12 protein-coding genes are annotated in these 16,721 nt (G+C 64.9%); 9 read left to right on the top strand and 3 right to left on the bottom strand.

Going from position 1 to position 16,721, the window contains the following annotated elements; translation table 11 throughout:
* Positions 1 to 100 precede the first annotated feature (100 nt).
* The gene (locus I6L36_RS06045; protein WP_041205620.1) at positions 101 to 1,438 is read left to right on the top strand and encodes an IS4-like element ISAeme15 family transposase; all 1,338 of its coding nucleotides are present in this window, start codon (positions 101 to 103) and stop codon (positions 1,436 to 1,438) included.
* A gap of 43 nt (positions 1,439 to 1,481) precedes the next feature.
* Entirely contained in the window at positions 1,482 to 1,856 is a 375-nt protein-coding gene (locus tag I6L36_RS06040; protein ID WP_223302528.1) for a hypothetical protein, read from the top strand.
* Here the strand turns inward: I6L36_RS06040 and I6L36_RS06035 are convergent.
* Positions 1,844 to 2,665 carry a HAMP domain-containing protein gene (locus tag I6L36_RS06035; RefSeq protein ID WP_039039868.1) on the bottom strand — a complete coding sequence of 274 codons (822 nt, stop codon included), beginning with the start codon at positions 2,663 to 2,665 and terminating at the stop codon, positions 1,844 to 1,846. The genes I6L36_RS06040 and I6L36_RS06035 overlap by 13 nt on opposite strands.
* Before the next feature lie 135 nt (positions 2,666 to 2,800).
* The gene (gene bioA / locus I6L36_RS06030; protein WP_109113068.1) at positions 2,801 to 4,075 is read right to left on the bottom strand and encodes an adenosylmethionine--8-amino-7-oxononanoate transaminase; all 1,275 of its coding nucleotides are present in this window, start codon (positions 4,073 to 4,075) and stop codon (positions 2,801 to 2,803) included.
* Positions 4,076 to 4,268: 193 nt separating this feature from the next.
* Between bioA and bioB the strand changes: the two genes are divergently transcribed.
* The 5 genes from bioB (at position 4,269) to htpX (ending at position 9,118) form a co-directional block, all read left to right on the top strand.
* The gene (gene bioB / locus I6L36_RS06025) at positions 4,269 to 5,357 is read left to right on the top strand and encodes a biotin synthase BioB (protein ID WP_109113067.1); all 1,089 of its coding nucleotides are present in this window, start codon (positions 4,269 to 4,271) and stop codon (positions 5,355 to 5,357) included.
* A complete protein-coding gene (bioF, locus tag I6L36_RS06020; protein ID WP_201920378.1) occupies positions 5,354 to 6,550 on the top strand; it encodes an 8-amino-7-oxononanoate synthase in 1,197 nt (398 codons plus the stop codon). Before bioB ends, bioF begins: the two co-directional genes overlap by 4 nt.
* Complete coding sequence (gene bioC, locus I6L36_RS06015; protein ID WP_109112477.1) at positions 6,540 to 7,343, top strand: malonyl-ACP O-methyltransferase BioC; 804 nt, start codon at positions 6,540 to 6,542, stop codon at positions 7,341 to 7,343. The genes bioF and bioC overlap by 11 nt, the downstream gene beginning before the upstream one ends.
* A 108-nt stretch (positions 7,344 to 7,451) precedes the next feature.
* Positions 7,452 to 8,132 carry a dethiobiotin synthase gene (gene bioD, locus I6L36_RS06010; protein WP_039039863.1) on the top strand — a complete coding sequence of 227 codons (681 nt, stop codon included), beginning with the start codon at positions 7,452 to 7,454 and terminating at the stop codon, positions 8,130 to 8,132.
* 113 nt (positions 8,133 to 8,245) lie between these two features.
* Positions 8,246 to 9,118: a protease HtpX gene (htpX, locus tag I6L36_RS06005; RefSeq protein WP_109112478.1), complete on the top strand. Its 873-nt coding sequence runs from the start codon at positions 8,246 to 8,248 to the stop codon at positions 9,116 to 9,118.
* Positions 9,119 to 9,198: 80 nt separating this feature from the next.
* Here the strand turns inward: htpX and I6L36_RS06000 are convergent, their stop codons facing one another.
* Positions 9,199 to 11,001, bottom strand: a complete 1,803-nt coding sequence (locus I6L36_RS06000) for an MOSC N-terminal beta barrel domain-containing protein (RefSeq protein WP_109112479.1) — start codon at positions 10,999 to 11,001, stop codon at positions 9,199 to 9,201.
* 350 nt (positions 11,002 to 11,351) lie between these two features.
* Here I6L36_RS06000 and I6L36_RS05995 point away from each other — a divergent pair, with 350 nt between their 5' ends.
* Together I6L36_RS05995 and nifJ are read left to right on the top strand one after the other, a co-directional pair.
* A complete protein-coding gene (locus I6L36_RS05995) occupies positions 11,352 to 12,998 on the top strand; it encodes an NAD(P)-binding protein (RefSeq protein WP_109112480.1) in 1,647 nt (548 codons plus the stop codon).
* A complete protein-coding gene (gene nifJ / locus I6L36_RS05990) occupies positions 12,995 to 16,570 on the top strand; it encodes a pyruvate:ferredoxin (flavodoxin) oxidoreductase (protein ID WP_216987050.1) in 3,576 nt (1,191 codons plus the stop codon). The genes I6L36_RS05995 and nifJ overlap by 4 nt, the downstream gene beginning before the upstream one ends.
* Positions 16,571 to 16,721 lie beyond the last annotated feature (151 nt).

Below are 16,721 nucleotides of genomic sequence, written 5' to 3'. Positions count from 1 at the left end.
AAATGTCGGACCCTTGCGCAATGCTGATCAGTTAAGGATCCATTGACCGATCCTTCTGCTGTAGGACAATCCGGAACCAATCACTAGTTCCGGATTTTTTATGTCTATTGCAAACGATCTGAACGATGTTGTTGAGGCATCTGGCGACATGCTGGCTCGGCTGGCCATTTTTGCCGACCATATTCCCGACGAATGGATTACTGCCGCTGCCGCCTTGTCTGAAAAGGCCACTATCCGCCGACGCCGCTTACCTTCTGATATGGTCTTGTGGCTCGTCGTGGGGATGGCCTTTTTCCGCAATGAGCCCATCTCCGAGGTCGCTCGGCGCCTCAACATCTGTGCAGAAGGGTTGGCCAATGATGCCTTGCTCGCGGACAGTGCCCTGTCTCAGGCCCGTCAGCGACTCGGCAAACAGCCGCTCGAGTGGCTGTTCAAACAGTGCGCCGATGTGTGGGGGCGGGAACGTTATCCTGAAGACCATTGGCACGGTTTACAGGTCTTTGCCATCGATGGGGCCCTGTTCCGAACCCAGGATATGCCTGAACTCAGAGCACATTTCGGCTCGGGTAACACCTCAACCAACCGGCAGACACCCTACCCGATGCTGCGGTTGGTCACGCTCATGAATGTCCGCTCGCATGTCATTGCCAACGCGGCCATCAGCCCGTACCGCAAAGGGGAAATCCCCCTGGCCAGCGAGTTCATTCACTCATTGCCGGACAAGTCAGTGACCCTGCTGGATAAAGGCTTCTTCGGTGCCGACCTGTTGCTGCGTATTCAGGCCGAAGACACCGACCGTCACTGGCTCATCCCGGAACGCAAGGGGCTGGTATACACGGAACTTGAGCGCTATGGCGACGGTGACCGTCTGTTGCAAATGACGGTCTCGCCTCAGGCTAGCAAGAAAAACCCGGCGTTGCCGACACACTGGCAAGTTCGCGCAGTGACCTATGAGGTGGCAGGCAAGGAGAAAACGGTCTTTACCTCCCTGCCCGTGGCGCGATTCAGTGCAGCTCAGGTGGCGACCCTGTACCACGAGCGCTGGGAAATCGAGCTGGGATACCGGGATATCAAAAGCGCGATGCAGCACAACGCCATCACGCTGAGAAGCAAGAAAGTGGACTTGGTCTATCAGGAGCTGTGGGGATTGCTGCTTGGATACAATCTGGTCAGGCGGGAGGCCAGCCAGGCCGCCGTAGCCCATCAGCGAGCGCCCAATGAGGTGAGCTTTAAGTTTGCCTGTCAGTTCATCGCGAACCAGATGGCAGTGATGGCGGGCGCGTTATCGCCAGCCCATACGCCACGGAGGTTGGCGGAGTTGCGGGGCTGCATAGGCGTCATGTTCATAGAAAAACGCCCCAGGCCATCGAGACCCAGGGCGGTGAAGATATCAAAGACCCGTTTTCCGGTAAATCGCAATGCGGCTCCGCTTAAGTGAACAGCATTGCGGACCCTTGCGGGGATTTCCCCATGCATCGTGCATGGATCATGGCGGCTGGACGGGGGTGAGGGTGAAGGAGCGCAGGCGGGGGCCGGATGGCTGGATACGGGTGTTGCAGGGGCTGGTGATCCTCTGCTGGGGCGGCTTTGTCGCCCTGCTCTCCCTCTATCACTTCGCCCGGCCAGAGGTGGCTTACGGCTTTCTGGTCTATGGGGGCGTCAAGGTGCGCCAGAGCTGGGACCCCCTGCTCACCCCCTGGCTGGAGCGTGGGCTCTGGGGTTGCTGCCTGCTGACCCTGGTGGTGCTGGTGCTGGCCCGTGGCCGCAGCCGTCGGCAGGAAGATGCCCGCCACGTCAATCTCTTCATCCTGCTGCTGATCCTGGTGGCCTGCCTGCTGCTTTACTACCGGGGCTGAGGGCCGTCGCCGTCATCCTTCCCCTGAGAGGCGGGGCGCTTGCCTATCTGGCGCTCCACGCTGTCGAGCATCTGGTTGTAGGCGAGCGCCACCCGGCCAATCTCGTCCCCTTCATCCCCCTCTAGCCTGTGGCCGAAGTCGTTGCGATCGGTGGCCTCCTCCATGGAGCGGGTCAGCTGGTTGAGGGGGCGGACTATCCAGGTGCGGATGACCCAGAGGGTGAGAAGGAGTCCCAGCCCGAAGATGAGGGTGAGGCTCAGGGCCGAGGTGAGGATGTTCTGCTCCACCCGGGTAAACAGGGTGTCGAGGGAGTAGTCAAAACGCACCGCCCCCAGCACGGTGTTTTCCGGCACCTGGTGGCAACTGGTGCAGTCGGTACCGCGAAAATCCTTTCTGGCCAGCAGCGGGCGGGTCACCACCAGCCGGCTGTGCATGCCGTCATGCTCTACCTCCAGGCTCCCCTTGCCCGCCAGCGCCAGGGCATCAAACCTGTCCTTCGGGGCCTCGTCGTCACGGCCCGGCCCGTACTGCTTGTTGACCGCCGCCCCGCGCACGATGCGAGCATCTTCCACGTGGGCGTGATCGAGAAACTTGGCGCGCAGGGTGTCGCGGGCGTCCATCTTGCCGGTCAGCATCAGCATGTTGAGGCCGTCGAAGTAGGCCTCGGTCTGCTCGCGGCTCTGCTCCTTGATGAGGGTCAGGATGAGGTCACGCTCGCGCACCGCCTGATAGGCCGCAGAAAACACCAACACCATGGAGAAGATGAAGAGCAGGAAGAAGTTGATCTTGGCAGCAATGGAGAGGCGCATGGGACTGGTACATCTGTTGGGTAAAACCCGCGCAGTCTACTCTCCTCGCCGGACGGGTTTTGGTGTCTTGCTCACATTCTGATGAAAAAGCGTCAAAAGACCCTGCGTTCTCATGCAGGGCCCGTTCATCCGGACTCAATATTCGCCGATGGTGATGGCCTCGTGGATGGCGCCGGTCAATACCCGCAGCTCTTCAGGGGTGATGACGAAGGGAGGCATCAGGTAGATGAGCTTGCCAAAGGGACGGATCCAGGCGCCCAGCTCCACGAACTTGCGCTGGATGCGCGCCACGTCCACCCGCTCCTTCATCTCCACCACCCCGATGGCGCCGAGCACCCGCACATCCGCCACCGCCGGGTGCAGGGTCAGCTCCACCAGTTCGGTTTTGAGTTGGTGTTCGATGGCTTGCACCCGCGCCTGCCACGGGGAGGCGAGCAGCAACTCGATGGAGGCGTTGGCCACCGCGCAGGCGAGCGGGTTGCCCATGAAGGTAGGGCCGTGCATGAAGACGCCCGCCTTGCCGTCACACACGGTACGAGCCACATGCTCGGTCGTGAGCGTGGCCGACAGCGTCAGATAGCCACCGGTGAGCGCCTTGCCCAGACACATGATGTCGGGGCTGATCCCCGCCCAGTCGCAGGCAAAGAGCTGGCCGGTGCGGCCAAAGCCGGTGGCTATCTCGTCGGCAATCAGCAGCACGCCAAACTCGTCGCACAGGGCGCGCACCCACTGCAGGTAGCGGGGGTGGTAGAAGCGCATGCCGCCCGCCCCCTGGACGATGGGTTCGAGCACGATGGCGGCAATTTCCTCGTGATGATCCGCCACCAGGGTGGCCAGCTCCACCACGCTCTGCTCGTCCCACTGGGCGTGGAAGCGGCAGCTTGGCGCTTCGACGAAATGGTGTTCGGGCAGGAAGCCCTGGTAGAGCTCGTGCATGCCGCCATCCGGGTCGCACACGCTCATGGCGCCGAAGGTGTCGCCGTGATAGCCGCCCCGAAGGGCAACGAATTTGGCGCGGGGCGTCCCTTTGGCATGCCAGTACTGCTGGGCCATCTTGAGGGCCACCTCCACCGCCACCGAGCCGGAATCCGCCAGAAAGACCCGATCCAGCCCCTTCGGGGTGATTTCCACCAGTTTGCGGCAGAGCTCGACCGCCGGGGCATGGGTCAGGCCGCCAAACATCACGTGGGACATCTTGCCGAGCTGGGCGGTGGCGGCCGCGTCGAGCTCAGGCACCTGGTAGCCGTGCACGCAGGCCCACCAGGAGCTCATGCCATCCACCAGATCGCGCCCGTCCGTCAGGGTGAGGGTTACCCCTTTGGCGCTGGCCACTTCATAGCAGGGCAGGGGATGGGTGAGGGAGGTATAGGGGTGCCAGACGTGGTGCAGGTCGAATTCTTGGTTGGTCATTTTGTGTTCTGTTGTCAATTGATTTGATCTGGTCGGTGTTGACAGTCTACGCGTGCTCTCTACACTAGCCAACAATTTCAGCCACTTGGCTTCGCGAACGCCCTGGCATCGCGCTGTCCAGCTGGCGGGTCTTGCGGCGAACGCTCTCTTGAGCGCGGCGCAGGATCCCACCAATAACAACCGGAAGCCATGTATGAATGCTCTCACCGCGGGTGCCCACACCCTTCGTCACGACTGGACCCTGTCCGAGGTCCAAGATCTCTTTGCCCTGCCATTCAACGATCTGCTGTTCCAGGCCCAGACGGTGCACCGCGCCCATTTCGACCCGAACGAGGTGCAGGTAAGCACCCTGCTCTCCATCAAGACCGGGGCCTGCCCGGAAGATTGCAAATATTGTCCCCAGAGCGCTCGCTACCACACCGGGCTCGAGACCGAGCGGCTGATGGAGGTGGAAAAAGTGCTGGAGCGGGCCCGGGAGGCCAAGGCCAACGGCTCATCACGCTTCTGCATGGGGGCGGCCTGGCGCAACCCGAAAGAGAAGGACATGCCCTACATCCTGCGCATGATTGAAGAGGTGCGCGGGCTCGGCATGGAGACCTGCATGACGCTCGGGATGCTGACCGCCGATCAGGCGGCGCGTCTCGGGGCCGCGGGCCTGGATTACTACAACCACAACCTCGACACCTCGCCGGAGTTCTACGGCGACATCATCACCACCCGCACCTATCAGGACAGGCTCGACACCCTGGAGCATGTGCGCGGCGCCGGCATGAAGGTCTGCTCCGGCGGCATCGTCGGCATGGGGGAGCAGGCGAAAGACCGTGCGGGCCTCCTGATGGCGCTCGCCAACTTGCCGCGCCACCCGGAGAGCGTGCCCATCAACATGCTGGTCAAGGTGAAGGGGACGCCCCTGGAGAACCAGGAGAACCTGGACCCGTTCGAATTTATCCGCACCATCGCCGTGGCGCGCATCATGATGCCGGCCTCCCACGTGCGCCTCTCCGCCGGGCGGGAGAAGATGAACGAGCAGATGCAGGCCATGTGCTTTATGGCCGGGGCCAACTCCATCTTCTACGGCTGCAAGCTGCTGACCACCCCCAATCCGGACGAGAACAGCGACATGCAGCTCTTCAAGCGCCTTGGCATTCGCCCCGCCCAGCGGGCCCAGAAGCCGGATCAGGTTCAAGAGGAGGAGCTGCTGGCCGAGGTGAGTCGCCAGAGCGAGCCCAGCGAGCTCTTCTACGACGCCACTCGTCCCCGCGCAGAAGCCGTCCGTACATGATGACCCCCGTTGTCACCGGCCCCTTTGCACTGGGGCAGGCGCTGGCCGAGCGTGAACAGGCCACCCTGCTGCGCCGACGCACCCCGGTGGAGGCCGCGAGCGGCGGGCGGATCCGGGTCGGGGGGCGCGATTACCTCAACGTCTCTGGCAACGACTACCTGAGCCTCGCCGGTCATCCCGCCATCAAGGCCGCCTTCACGGCGGGGGTGGCGCAATATGGCGCGGGGGCAGGTGCCTCGCCCCTGGTGACCGGTTACAGCCGCGCTCACCAGCAGCTGGAAGAGACGCTTGCCGACTGGCTCGGGGTGGAGGCGGTGCTGCTGTTCAACTGCGGCTTCTCCGCCAATCAGGCGGTGCTCAAGGCCCTGCTCGGCAAGGATCACCTGCTGTGGCAGGACAGGCTCAACCACGCCTCCCTGCAGGAGATGGGGAGCCAGCTCCCCTGCAAGATGAAGCGCTTTTGCCACAACGACATGGCGGCCCTTGAGCGGCTGCTTGAGCCAAACCGGGGCCTGATCGTCTCGGAAGGGGTCTTCAGCATGGACGGGGATCAGGCCCCCTGGGCTGAGCTGGCCACACTCGCATCCCGAAGCGGCAACTGGCTGATGATTGACGATGCCCACGGCCTCGGCGTGCTGGGTGCCGAGGGGCGCGGCACCCTGGCGGCCCAGGGGGTTGCTCCTGCCAGCGTGCACATCCAGATGGGGACCTTCGGCAAGGCGCTCGGGGTGGCCGGCGCCTTTGTGGGTGGCAGTCGCGAGCTGGTGGAGTACCTGGTCAATTTTGCCCGCCACTATGTCTACAGCACCCATATGCCCCCCGCCCAGGCGTGCGCCGTGCGCCAGAGCATCGAGCTGGTACGCGTAGCCGACGAGGCCCGTGCCCACCTGGCTCGCCTTGTCGCCCGGTTCCGGCAGGGGGCGCAGGCGCTAGGCTGGCGGCTTGGGGCAAGCGATACCCCCATCCAGCCGCTGCTGGTGGGGGAGAGCGTCGCTGCCCTGCAACTGGCCGAGCGGCTGCGGGAGTGCGGTGTCTGGGCCGGCGCCATCCGCCCGCCCACGGTGCAGGTCGGTACGGCGCGCCTTCGCATCACCCTGTGCGCCGCCCATGGCGAAGATGACGTGGATCGCCTGCTCGAGGCCCTGGGGCCCCGCCCATCCACCGACGAGAGAGGGGGCGCCCATGGTGCATGAGCGTTTCCAGTCGGTGGACAAGGCGCAGCTCGCCCGCCGCTTCGGGGCGGCGGCCCGCCACTACGACGCCCACGCCCGCTTCCAGCAGGAGGTGGGGCAGTCGCTGCTGGCGCGCATGGACGAGGGGGGCGTGAAAGAGGTGCGCTCAGGGGCCGGGCTGGATCTGGGCTGCGGCACCGGTTTCTTCTTGCCTGCCCTGGCGCCGCGCTGCGAGACGCTGACCGGGCTGGATCTCGCTCCCGGCATGCTGGCCCAGGCGGCCCTTCGCGGGAGCGGAGCCCGCCTGGTGTGCGGCGACGCGGAGGGGCTGCCCTTTGCCGACCAGAGCCTGGACTGGGTCTTCTCCAGCCTGGCCCTGCAGTGGTGCGAGCGGCCGGCCCAGGCCTTTGCCGAGCTCAACCGGGTGCTCAAACCCGGTGGCCAGGTCTTCTTCTCGACCCTGCTTTCGGGGTCACTGTGGCAACTGCGGGAGGCCTGGCGGGCCGTGGATGGTCGTGACCATGTCAATCGCTTCCTGACGTTGCCCCAGTTGCAGCAGGCGGCCCGTGACGGGGGCTTCGAGGCCCCGGCACTCTGCCCGCTGACCTGGTCCCTCGCCTACCCGGCGCTCAGCGGACTGCTGCGCGACCTCAAGGGGATAGGTGCGAGCCAGGTCAACGACGAGCGGTCTGCGGGCCTGGGTCATCGCCAGCGCCTGGTGCGACTGGGGGAGGCCTACGAGCGCCACCGTCAACCGGACGGCCTGCTGTCCGCCAGCTACGAGGTCTGCCTCGGGCGCCTGGTGCGGCGCTGACACAAAAAGACCCGGCGCACCCACCCCTTCAGCGGCAGGACGCGCGCCTGCCTTTCACCATGGATATCGGGGCGCCTCTGCGCCCCTGCACTGCATCGAGGAATCATCATGGGGACATCCTATTTCATCACGGGCACGGACACCGACGTGGGCAAAACCCTGGTGGCCCGCACCCTGTTGCTGGCGCTTGCCGCCAGAGGCATTCGCTGCGCCGGGTACAAACCGGTGTCGGCGGGCTGCACCCGCACCCCGGAGGGGCTTCGCAATCTGGATGCCTTGCTGTTGCAGCGGGCGGCCACGGTTGCGCTGCCCTACGAGCAGGTCAATCCCTATGCCTTCGAGCCGCCCATCGCCCCCCATATCGCCGCCCGTGAGCGGGGGGCGAGCATCCCCTTCGAGGGGCTGTCCGCCGGCTTGCGGGAGATTGAGGGAGCTGGGGCCGATCTCGTCATTGTCGAAGGGGCGGGGGGCTGGTTCCTGCCGCTGGATCATCAGCGTCTGCTCTCGGAGTGGGTCGCCCAGGAGCGGCTGCCGGTGATCCTGGTGGTGGGGGCCAGGCTGGGCTGCCTCAACCATGCCCTGCTCACCGTCAGCGCCATTCGCCAGCAGGGGTTGACCCTGGCGGGCTGGGTCATCAACCGGGTGGATCCGCACATGAGCCGCTACGAGGAGAACCTGGACACCTTGAAAGCCATGTTGCCGGCCCCATTTCTGGGGGAGCTCCCCTTCGTGGACGCGGTGAATGAGGTGGATTTGCACCACTGTCTCGATGTGTCGCCCTTGCTCTGAGGCCAGACATTCAGCAAACATTCATCGAGTCTGTCTATTATCTGGGGCAAGTGTGGCATCGGTCGCCCCTGGGGCGCCCCGAACCATGCATCCATATCTCACAAGGAGTCAATATGAAGCGAATTATGCTATTCCTGGTGACCAACCTGGCCGTCATGCTGGTGCTGGGGGTGGTACTCAATATCCTGTTCTCGGTTCTGGGGATCAACAAGTCCAGCATTTCCGGTCTGTTGGTGTTCTGCGCCGTGTTCGGTTTTGGGGGTTCCTTTATCTCCTTGCTGATGTCCAAGTGGATGGCCAAGCGCAGCTATGGCGTCCAGGTCATCGAGCAGCCCCGCAACGAGACCGAGCACTGGCTGGTGAGCACTGTTGCCCGTCAGGCCCGTGAGGCTGGCATCAAGATGCCGGAAGTGGGGATCTACGACTCCCCCGAGATGAACGCCTTTGCCACCGGCGCCCGCCGTGACGACTCCCTCGTCGCCGTCTCCTCCGGTCTGCTCTACAGCATGAGCCGCGACGAGGCGGAAGCCGTGCTGGCCCACGAGGTGAGCCACGTGGCCAACGGCGACATGGTGACCCTGACCCTGATCCAGGGGGTGGTGAACACCTTCGTGATGTTCTTCGCCCGCATCGTGGCCGGCGTCATCAGCAACTTCTTCAGCTCCAACAACGAGGAAGAGAGCAGCAGCACCGGCGGTTTCGCCTACATGATCACCGTGTTCGTGCTGGAGATGGTGTTCGGCGTGCTCGCCTCCATCATCGTCATGTGGTTCAGCCGTCAGCGCGAGTTCCGTGCCGACGCCGGTGCCGCCAAGCTGGCCGGCCGCGACAAGATGATCGCCGCGCTGCAGCGTCTCGCCCGCGGTGCCGAGCCGCAGATGGAGGGTTCCATGATGGCGTTCGGCATCAACGGCAAGCGCTCCATGAACGAGCTGTTCATGAGCCACCCGCCCATCGAGCAGCGCATCGCCGCCCTGCGTGGCTGATAGCCAGTCATCTAAAGAAAACGGCTGCCCTCGGGCAGCCGTTTTGCATTCCGGGGACGGGGTTTTGCCCCCCGATCACCCTATTTGATCACCAGATCCGTCAGGGGCACGGCGCAGCAGGTGAGGATCTTGCCCTCGGCACGCTCGGCGGCGCTGATGGCGGGGGCATCGGGGTGATCCACCTCGCCCGAGACCAGGGTCTGCTTGCAACTGCCGCAGATGCCGGCACGGCAGCTCCAGGGCAGCTCTACCCCCTGCTTGTTGGCCTGATCCAGCACGGTGCCCTGGTTGTTGCCCGCAAACTCCCGCTCGCCGATACGCAGTTGCACCGCCTGATGGGGGCGGGCCACCGAGAGCAGGGCCCCGCCAAAGCTCTCCTGGCGGATGCGCCCGGCCGGTACGCCGAGGGCGCTCAACCGGTTGGCTGCATCGGCCATGAAGCCGTGGGGTCCGCAGATGAACACCTCCCGCTCCTGCAAACCCCGGATCCGGCCCAGATGATCGTCATTCAGACGGCCGCTGAGCCCCTGCCAGTGTTTGTCAGGCTGGCTCAGGATCAGGGTGAGGGTCATCCCCTGCTGCGCCATGGCGTGCAGCTCGCTGGCGGCAGGAATGTCTGCCTCGCTGCGACACAGGTGCATGAAGTGGACGTCACCGAGCTCCCCCCGTAGTGCCAGAGTGCGGGCAATGGAGAGCATGGGGGTGACACCGGATCCGGCCGAGAGCAGCAGCAGCCTGCGCTCGGACCCTAAGTGAAACTCGCCGGCCGGGGGGGCGGCCAGCAGGTGATCGCCCACGCGCAGCTCATGGTGCAGCCAGGGGGAGAGGCGGCCATCGGCCAGCTTCTTGACGCTGATGCTGTAACGCTCGGGCCGCTCCGGCGTGGAGCTCAGGGTGTAGCGGCGTTGAACCCGTGTGTTTTTGATATCGAGGCTGATGGGCAGGTGCTGGCCAGGCAGGTAGTCGGGCAGGGGCTCGCCGTCGGTGGCCTCGAACCAGAAGGTTTCCAGATCCCGGGCCAGGGGTTCCCGGGCGACGCACACCAGCTCCCGCTTTTTCGGGGCCGCGTTGGGGTAGACCGGTGCCCGGGCCCGCTCCAGCACCTCGATCTCGCAGCCCGCCTCAATCCACCCCTCGTTCAGGGCCACCAGATTCTGGCCGAAATAGACCTCACCATCTTCGCCACGGCGGTAGCGGGTGAGGGTGGCCAGCGGCTCTTTCAGGGCATTGAAGCGCTCCGTGCCTGCCTCCACCGTGGTCATGATGCAGCGGCTGCACGGCTTGTCCACCCGAAACTCCACCTCGCCGATGCGGATCCGCTTCCAGCCATCCTCTTCGAAGGGGCGGGTGCCGCTCGCCACCAGATTGGTACGAAACTGGCTCATCTGGTGCAAGGCATCGGATCTCAGGTTGAGATCCTCAAGGGAAGCCTGGCTGATGAGCAGCAAGGGGTAGCCGTCCGCAAAGCTCACCCGGGTGCCGGTCTTCTCCCGAAAACGATCGGATGCCTCCCCGAGCCAGAGCAGGCGCACCGGCTCCCTCGCCACCCGGCTCAGCCACTCATCGGCGTCGGGCCCGGTGTGCAGGGCGGTAAAGCGATCCCCCCAGACACCGGTGTGCTGAGGGGCGCGACTGAACGCCGCCTCCATGAGGGCAAGGGGGGGAAGACCTGGATAGCGCAGTTGCAGCCCCCCCTCGACGGGGGTGGCCACCACCTGCTGCAACTGGGGATGGGTGCGGGCGGTGATAAAGGTGCCATCCGGTTTGACCACCATGTAGCGGCGATCCCCGGCAAGCCCCTCCTGGGTCACCCGGGCGCGCTCCAGCGGCATGCCTGCCGTCGATTTGATGGGGTAGAGATGTATGCTGGCGAGGGTCGGCATGTCCTGGTCCTTGTGCTGTGGCGATTCCTGTGAAGAGGGGAAGATAACGATTCCTGTCCCGGGCGGCAATCTTCTCCTGCTGCCCACGTCGAGGGCGGCGAGGGGGCTCGGGCGACAGGCCCGAATGGCTGCGGGGTGTGACGGGGATCCGGTTGTGAAGGGGGCGACCCATAAAGCGCAACATTTATTGATCCTGATCCACCATGTCGTACAAAAAACGGCCCATCATCGGGCCAGCTTCCAGTTTCTGACGCTTTCGCTTCTTCCCTCTCCGGCCACCGTCTGCCCAGGCAACACGGTATCAAGCGCATTCGGATGGGGCCTGTCACACAAAAAGAAGAAAGCAATGTATGAGCAAACAACTGGATATGACCCCACAGCCGGATCTCTCCCAGAAAACGGGAACAGGCCCGGTCCGCACCCGGCTGCCCGTCTGGCGGCCGGCCCTGCCACCTTGCAACCATGCCTGCCCGGCTGGCGAGAACATCCAGGCCTGGCTTGCCCTGGCCGAAGCGGGCCGCTTTGAGGCGGCCTGGCAACGACTGATCGAAGAAAATCCCCTGCCTGCAGTCCACGGGCGGGTCTGTTATCACCCCTGCGAAACGGCCTGCAACCGTGCCCAGGTGGATGATGCCGTCTCCATCCACGCCATCGAGCGCTTCCTCGGCGACGAGGCGCTGGCCCGTGGCTGGCAGCCTGCGCCGCCTGCCCCCGCTAGCGGCAAGAAGGTGCTGGTCATTGGCGCTGGTCCCTCCGGCCTCTCCTGCGCCTGGCACCTCAACCGGCTCGGCCATCAGGTGGAGATCCGCGAAGCGGGGCCGCTGGCGGGCGGCATGCTGCGCTTCGGCATTCCCGCCTACCGCCTGCCTCGCGATGTGCTGGATCGGGAGGTGGCCCGCATCGTGGCGGCCGGGGTGACCCTGACCCTCAACCACAAGGTGGAGGATGTGCTGTGCGAGCGCGACGAGGGGGGCTTTGACGCCGTCTTTATGGCCATCGGCGCCCATCTGGCCAAGCGGGTCGACATTCCGGCCCGGGAGGCGGGCAAGATCCTCGATGCGGTGAGCTTCCTAGAACAGGCGAGTCTGGCCGAAGAGAAAGGACTGCCACCGCCAAAACTGGGACGGCGGGTGGCCATCTACGGCGGCGGCAACACTGCCATGGATGCGGCCCGTACCGCTCGTCGCCTCGGGGTCGAGGAGGCGATGATCATCTACCGCCGCGACCGGGACCATATGCCAGCCCACGCCTTCGAAGCCCTTGAGGCCGAGGAGGAGGGGATCAAGATCAACTGGCTGCGCACTATCCGCCAGCTCGACAGTACCAACATCGAGGTGGAGGTGATGGCGCTGGATGCTGAGGGCAAGCCGGTGCCCACCGGCCAGTTTGAAACCCTCGAAGCGGACTCCCTTATTCTGGCGCTGGGTCAGGAGGTCGACCTCTCGGTGCTTGAGAGCATCCCCGGCGTGCGGGTCAACAAGGAGGGAGTAGTACAGGTTGGCGAGAACCTGATGACGGATGTGCCGGGCCTCTTTGCCGGTGGCGACATGGTGCCCTCCGAGCGCACTGTCACCATCGCCACCGGCCACGGCAAGAAGGCGGCGCGCCATATGGATGCCTGGCTGCGCGGTCGCCTCTACCACAAGCCGCTTTCCTATTCATTGGTGGGGCCGGAGCAGTTGCAGCTCTGGTTCCAGACCCATGCGCCGGCCAGCAGCCAGCCGGTCAAACCGCCCTCGGCGCGGGACGACTTTGGCGAGATCATCGGCGGGCTGGACGAGACGGCAGCCCGCTACGAGGCGGCGCGCTGCTACTCCTGCGGCAACTGCTTCGAGTGTGACGGTTGCTATGGCAGCTGCCCCGAGCAGGCCATCGCCAAGCTGGGGCCGGGTCTGGGGTATCAGGTGGATGCCGAGCGCTGCACCGGCTGCGGTGCCTGCCATGACCAGTGTCCCTGCCACGCCATCGAGCTTCGCCAACCGGAGGAGTCCCAATGAAACATGAATTGATCATGGTCGACGGCAACGAAGCCGCGGCCCGGGTGGCGTATCAGCTGAGCGAAGTGTGTGCCATCTATCCCATCACCCCGAGCTCGACCATGGCCGAACTGGCCGATGCCTGGGCGGCACAGGGGCAGACCAACCTGTGGGGCAACATCCCCACCGTGGTGGAGATGCAGAGTGAAGGGGGGGCGGCTGGCACGGTACACGGCGCCCTGCAGGCGGGGGCGCTCGCCACCACCTTCACCGCCAGTCAGGGACTGATGCTGATGCTGCCCAACATGTACAAGATCGCCGGTGAACTGACTTCGGCGGTGTTCCATGTGGCGGCCCGATCCTTGGCGGCGCAGGGGCTGTCGATCTTTGGCGACCATCAGGACGTGATGGCGGCGCGCAGCACCGGCTTTGCCATGCTCGCCTCCGGCTCGGTGCAGGAGGCGCAGGACCTGGCCTTGGTCGCCCACAGTGTCACCTTGCAGTGCCGGGTGCCCTTTATCCACTTCTTCGACGGGTTCCGTACCTCCCACGAGGTGAACAAGATCACCGCGCTGCACAAAGATGAGATCCGGGCGCTGATCGACAACGACTGGGTGCGGGCCCACCGTGCCCGAGCGCTCAACCCGGATCATCCGGTGATGCGCGGCACTGCCCAGAACCCGGACACCTATTTCCAGTCCCGCGAGAGCGTCAACCCCTTCTACGAGGCGGTACCGGCACGGGTGCAGCAGTGCATGGAGAGCCTCGGCGAGCTGACCGGCCGCCACTACCGGCTGGTGGAGTACCACGGTGCGCCCGATGCCACCGATGTCATCGTGCTGATGGGCTCGGGGGCGGCCACCGCCCGCACGACCGTGGATTGGCTCAACCAGCAGGATCGCAAGACCGGGGTCTTGGTTGTGCGCCTCTATCGCCCCTTCCCGGTACAGGCGCTGCTCGATGCGCTGCCAGCGAGCGTGCGGCGCATGGCGGTGCTGGATCGCACCAAGGAGCCGGGCGCCGGTGGCGAGCCGCTGCTGCTGGATGTGCAGAGCGCCCTCATCGACGGTTTGCAGCGCGGCCTTATCAAGCGGCTGCCCTGGCTCAGTGGCGGCCGCTATGGCCTCTCTTCCAAGGAGTTCACCCCCGCCATGTGCGCGGCGGTGTTCGAGGAACTGGCATCCGATGCGCCGCGCCCCCGCTTTACCGTGGGAATCGTCGATGATGTGTCGGGCCTCAGTCTGGCCTGGCACCCCATCGGCGATCTGGAGCCCGCCAGTCGGGTGCGGGCGCTCTTCTTCGGCCTTGGTGCCGACGGCACCGTGGGCGCCAACAAGAACAGCATCAAGATCATCGGCGAGCTGGAGGGCTTCCACGCTCAGGGCTACTTCGTCTACGACTCCAAGAAGTCGGGCTCGCGCACCGTCTCCCACCTGCGCTTTGGCCCCGAGCCCATCGACGCCCCCTGGCTTATCGAGCAGGCGAGCTTTATCGGCTGCCACCAGTGGGGCTTTGCCGAATCGGTCGATCTGCTGGAGCACGCCGCCGAAGGGGCGACCCTGCTGCTCAATGCTCCCTATGAGCCTGACCGGGTCTGGGCCGAGCTGCCCGAGCGGCTGCGCGCCCGCATCCGCGCCCTCAATATCCAGCTCTACTGCATCGATGGGGATCGGGTGGCCGAGCGCAACGGCATGGGCAATCGCATCAACACCATCATGCAGACCTGCTTCTTCGCGCTGGCTGGCATCTTGCCGCGGGACGAAGCGATTGCGCTGATCAAAGAGAGCATCGAGAAGAGCTATGCCCGCAAGGGGCCCGAGGTGGTCGAGCGCAACTTCGCGGCGGTGGATGACACCCTGGCTCATCTCCATCAGGTGGCCATCCCGGCCGGTGACGAGCAGATCAGCGACTATCCGCTGCCGCTGGCACCGGGTGGCAGCGAATTTGTCCAGCGGGTCACCGGCGAGATGCTGGCGGGGCGCGGCGATCTGATCCCTGTCTCCATGCTGCCGGTGGACGGCACTTACCCCACCGCCACCAGCCGCTTCGAGAAGCGGGATATCGCCCGCGAGATCCCGATCTGGCACTCCGATATCTGCATCCAGTGTGGCAACTGTGTCTTTGTCTGCCCCCATGGGGCGCTGCGGGCCAAGTTCTACCATCAGGACTGGCTGGCAAATGCCCCCGAGGCCGCTCAGTCGGTGCCCGTCACCGCCAAGGGTTTCCCCGACAGCCGCTACACCTTGCAACTCTATCCGGAGGATTGCACCGGCTGCGGCCAGTGCGTGCAGGCCTGTCCGGTGCGGGCTGGGGCTGATGAGGAACACGAGGGCGAGCGCGCCATCGCCATGATGGACAAGGCCCCCCATCTGGCTGGCCAGAAACAGGCGCTGCGCTGGTTCGAAAGTCTGCCATGGCCGGCCCGCGAGCGGGTGGACTTCTCCACGGTGCGCGGCACCCAGTTCCTCGAACCTCTGTTCGAGTTCTCCGGTGCCTGCGCCGGCTGTGGCGAGACCCCCTATCTCAAGCTGCTGACCCAGCTGTTTGGGGATCGCATGCTGGTAGCCAACGCCACCGGTTGCTCCTCCATCTACGGCGGCAACCTGCCGACCACGCCGTGGGCCAAGAACGGCGAAGGGAAGGGGCCGGCCTGGTCGAACTCACTGTTCGAGGACAACGCCGAGTTTGGCTTTGGCTTCCGTCTCACCGCCGATCAGCATCACGGTCAGGCGGTGGCGACCCTTGAAGCGATGAAGGGGGAGCTGGGCGCCGAGCTGGTCGATACCCTGATTAGCGCCCCCCAGCGGCTGGAGTCGGAGATCCGTGCCCAGCGCACCCGGGTGGCGCAAGTGCGGGAGCGGCTGGAAGAGGTGAAATCCGGCAAGGCTCGCGAACTGCTCTCCTTGATTGATCAGCTGGTGCGCCGCTCGGTCTGGATAGTGGGCGGCGATGGCTGGGCCTATGACATCGGCTCGGCGGGGCTCGACCATGTGCTCGCCTCCGGCCGCGATGTGAACGTGCTGGTGATGGATACCGAGGTCTACTCCAACACCGGCGGTCAGATGTCGAAATCGACCCCGCTCGGCGCTGTCGCCAAGTTCGCGGCGGGAGGCAAGACCCTGGCCAAGAAGGATGTGGCGTTGCAGGCCATCTCCTACGGCAACGTCTATGTTGCCCGCATCGCCTTTGGTGCCAACCCGCAGCAGGCGCTGCAGGCCTTGCGGGAGGCTGAGGCCTATCCGGGCCCGTCGCTGATCATCGCCTACAGCCACTGCATCGCCCACGGCATCGACATGGAGCAGGGATTGGCCCAACAGAAGCGTGCGGTCGATTCGGGCCACTGGCCGCTGATGCGCTACAACCCGGTACTGCGCAGCGCCGGGCAGAACCCCTTCAGCCTCGACAGCCTGCGCCCCTCCATTCCCCTTGCCGAATATCGGCAGGAGGAGACCCGTTATCGGGTGCTGGCCCAGAGCCACCCGGAAGAGGCACAGCGGCTGATGCAGGTGGCGCAACAAGTGGCGTGGCAGAAGTGGGCCACCTACGAGGAGATGGCCACCCGCGAGGCCAGCCATTTCCATCCGCCGGTGTGAGGATGGGGTGAAACAGGTATGACAAAGCGGGCCATTGGCCCGCTTCGTTTTCCGGTGCCAAGGGAAGTGACCGTTGCCGCGCCTTGGGGCGGCCAACAAAAAGCCCGGCGTCGGGCCGGGCTGGCAGGATAAGTTGCTTATCCAGGTATTC

It is taken from the genome of Aeromonas sp. FDAARGOS 1406 (assembly GCF_019048565.1).
GTDB lineage: Bacteria > Pseudomonadota > Gammaproteobacteria > Enterobacterales > Aeromonadaceae > Aeromonas > Aeromonas caviae.
The sequence above is the reverse complement of the archived record's forward strand: the minus strand, read 5'-3'. Positions and strand labels throughout refer to the sequence as shown.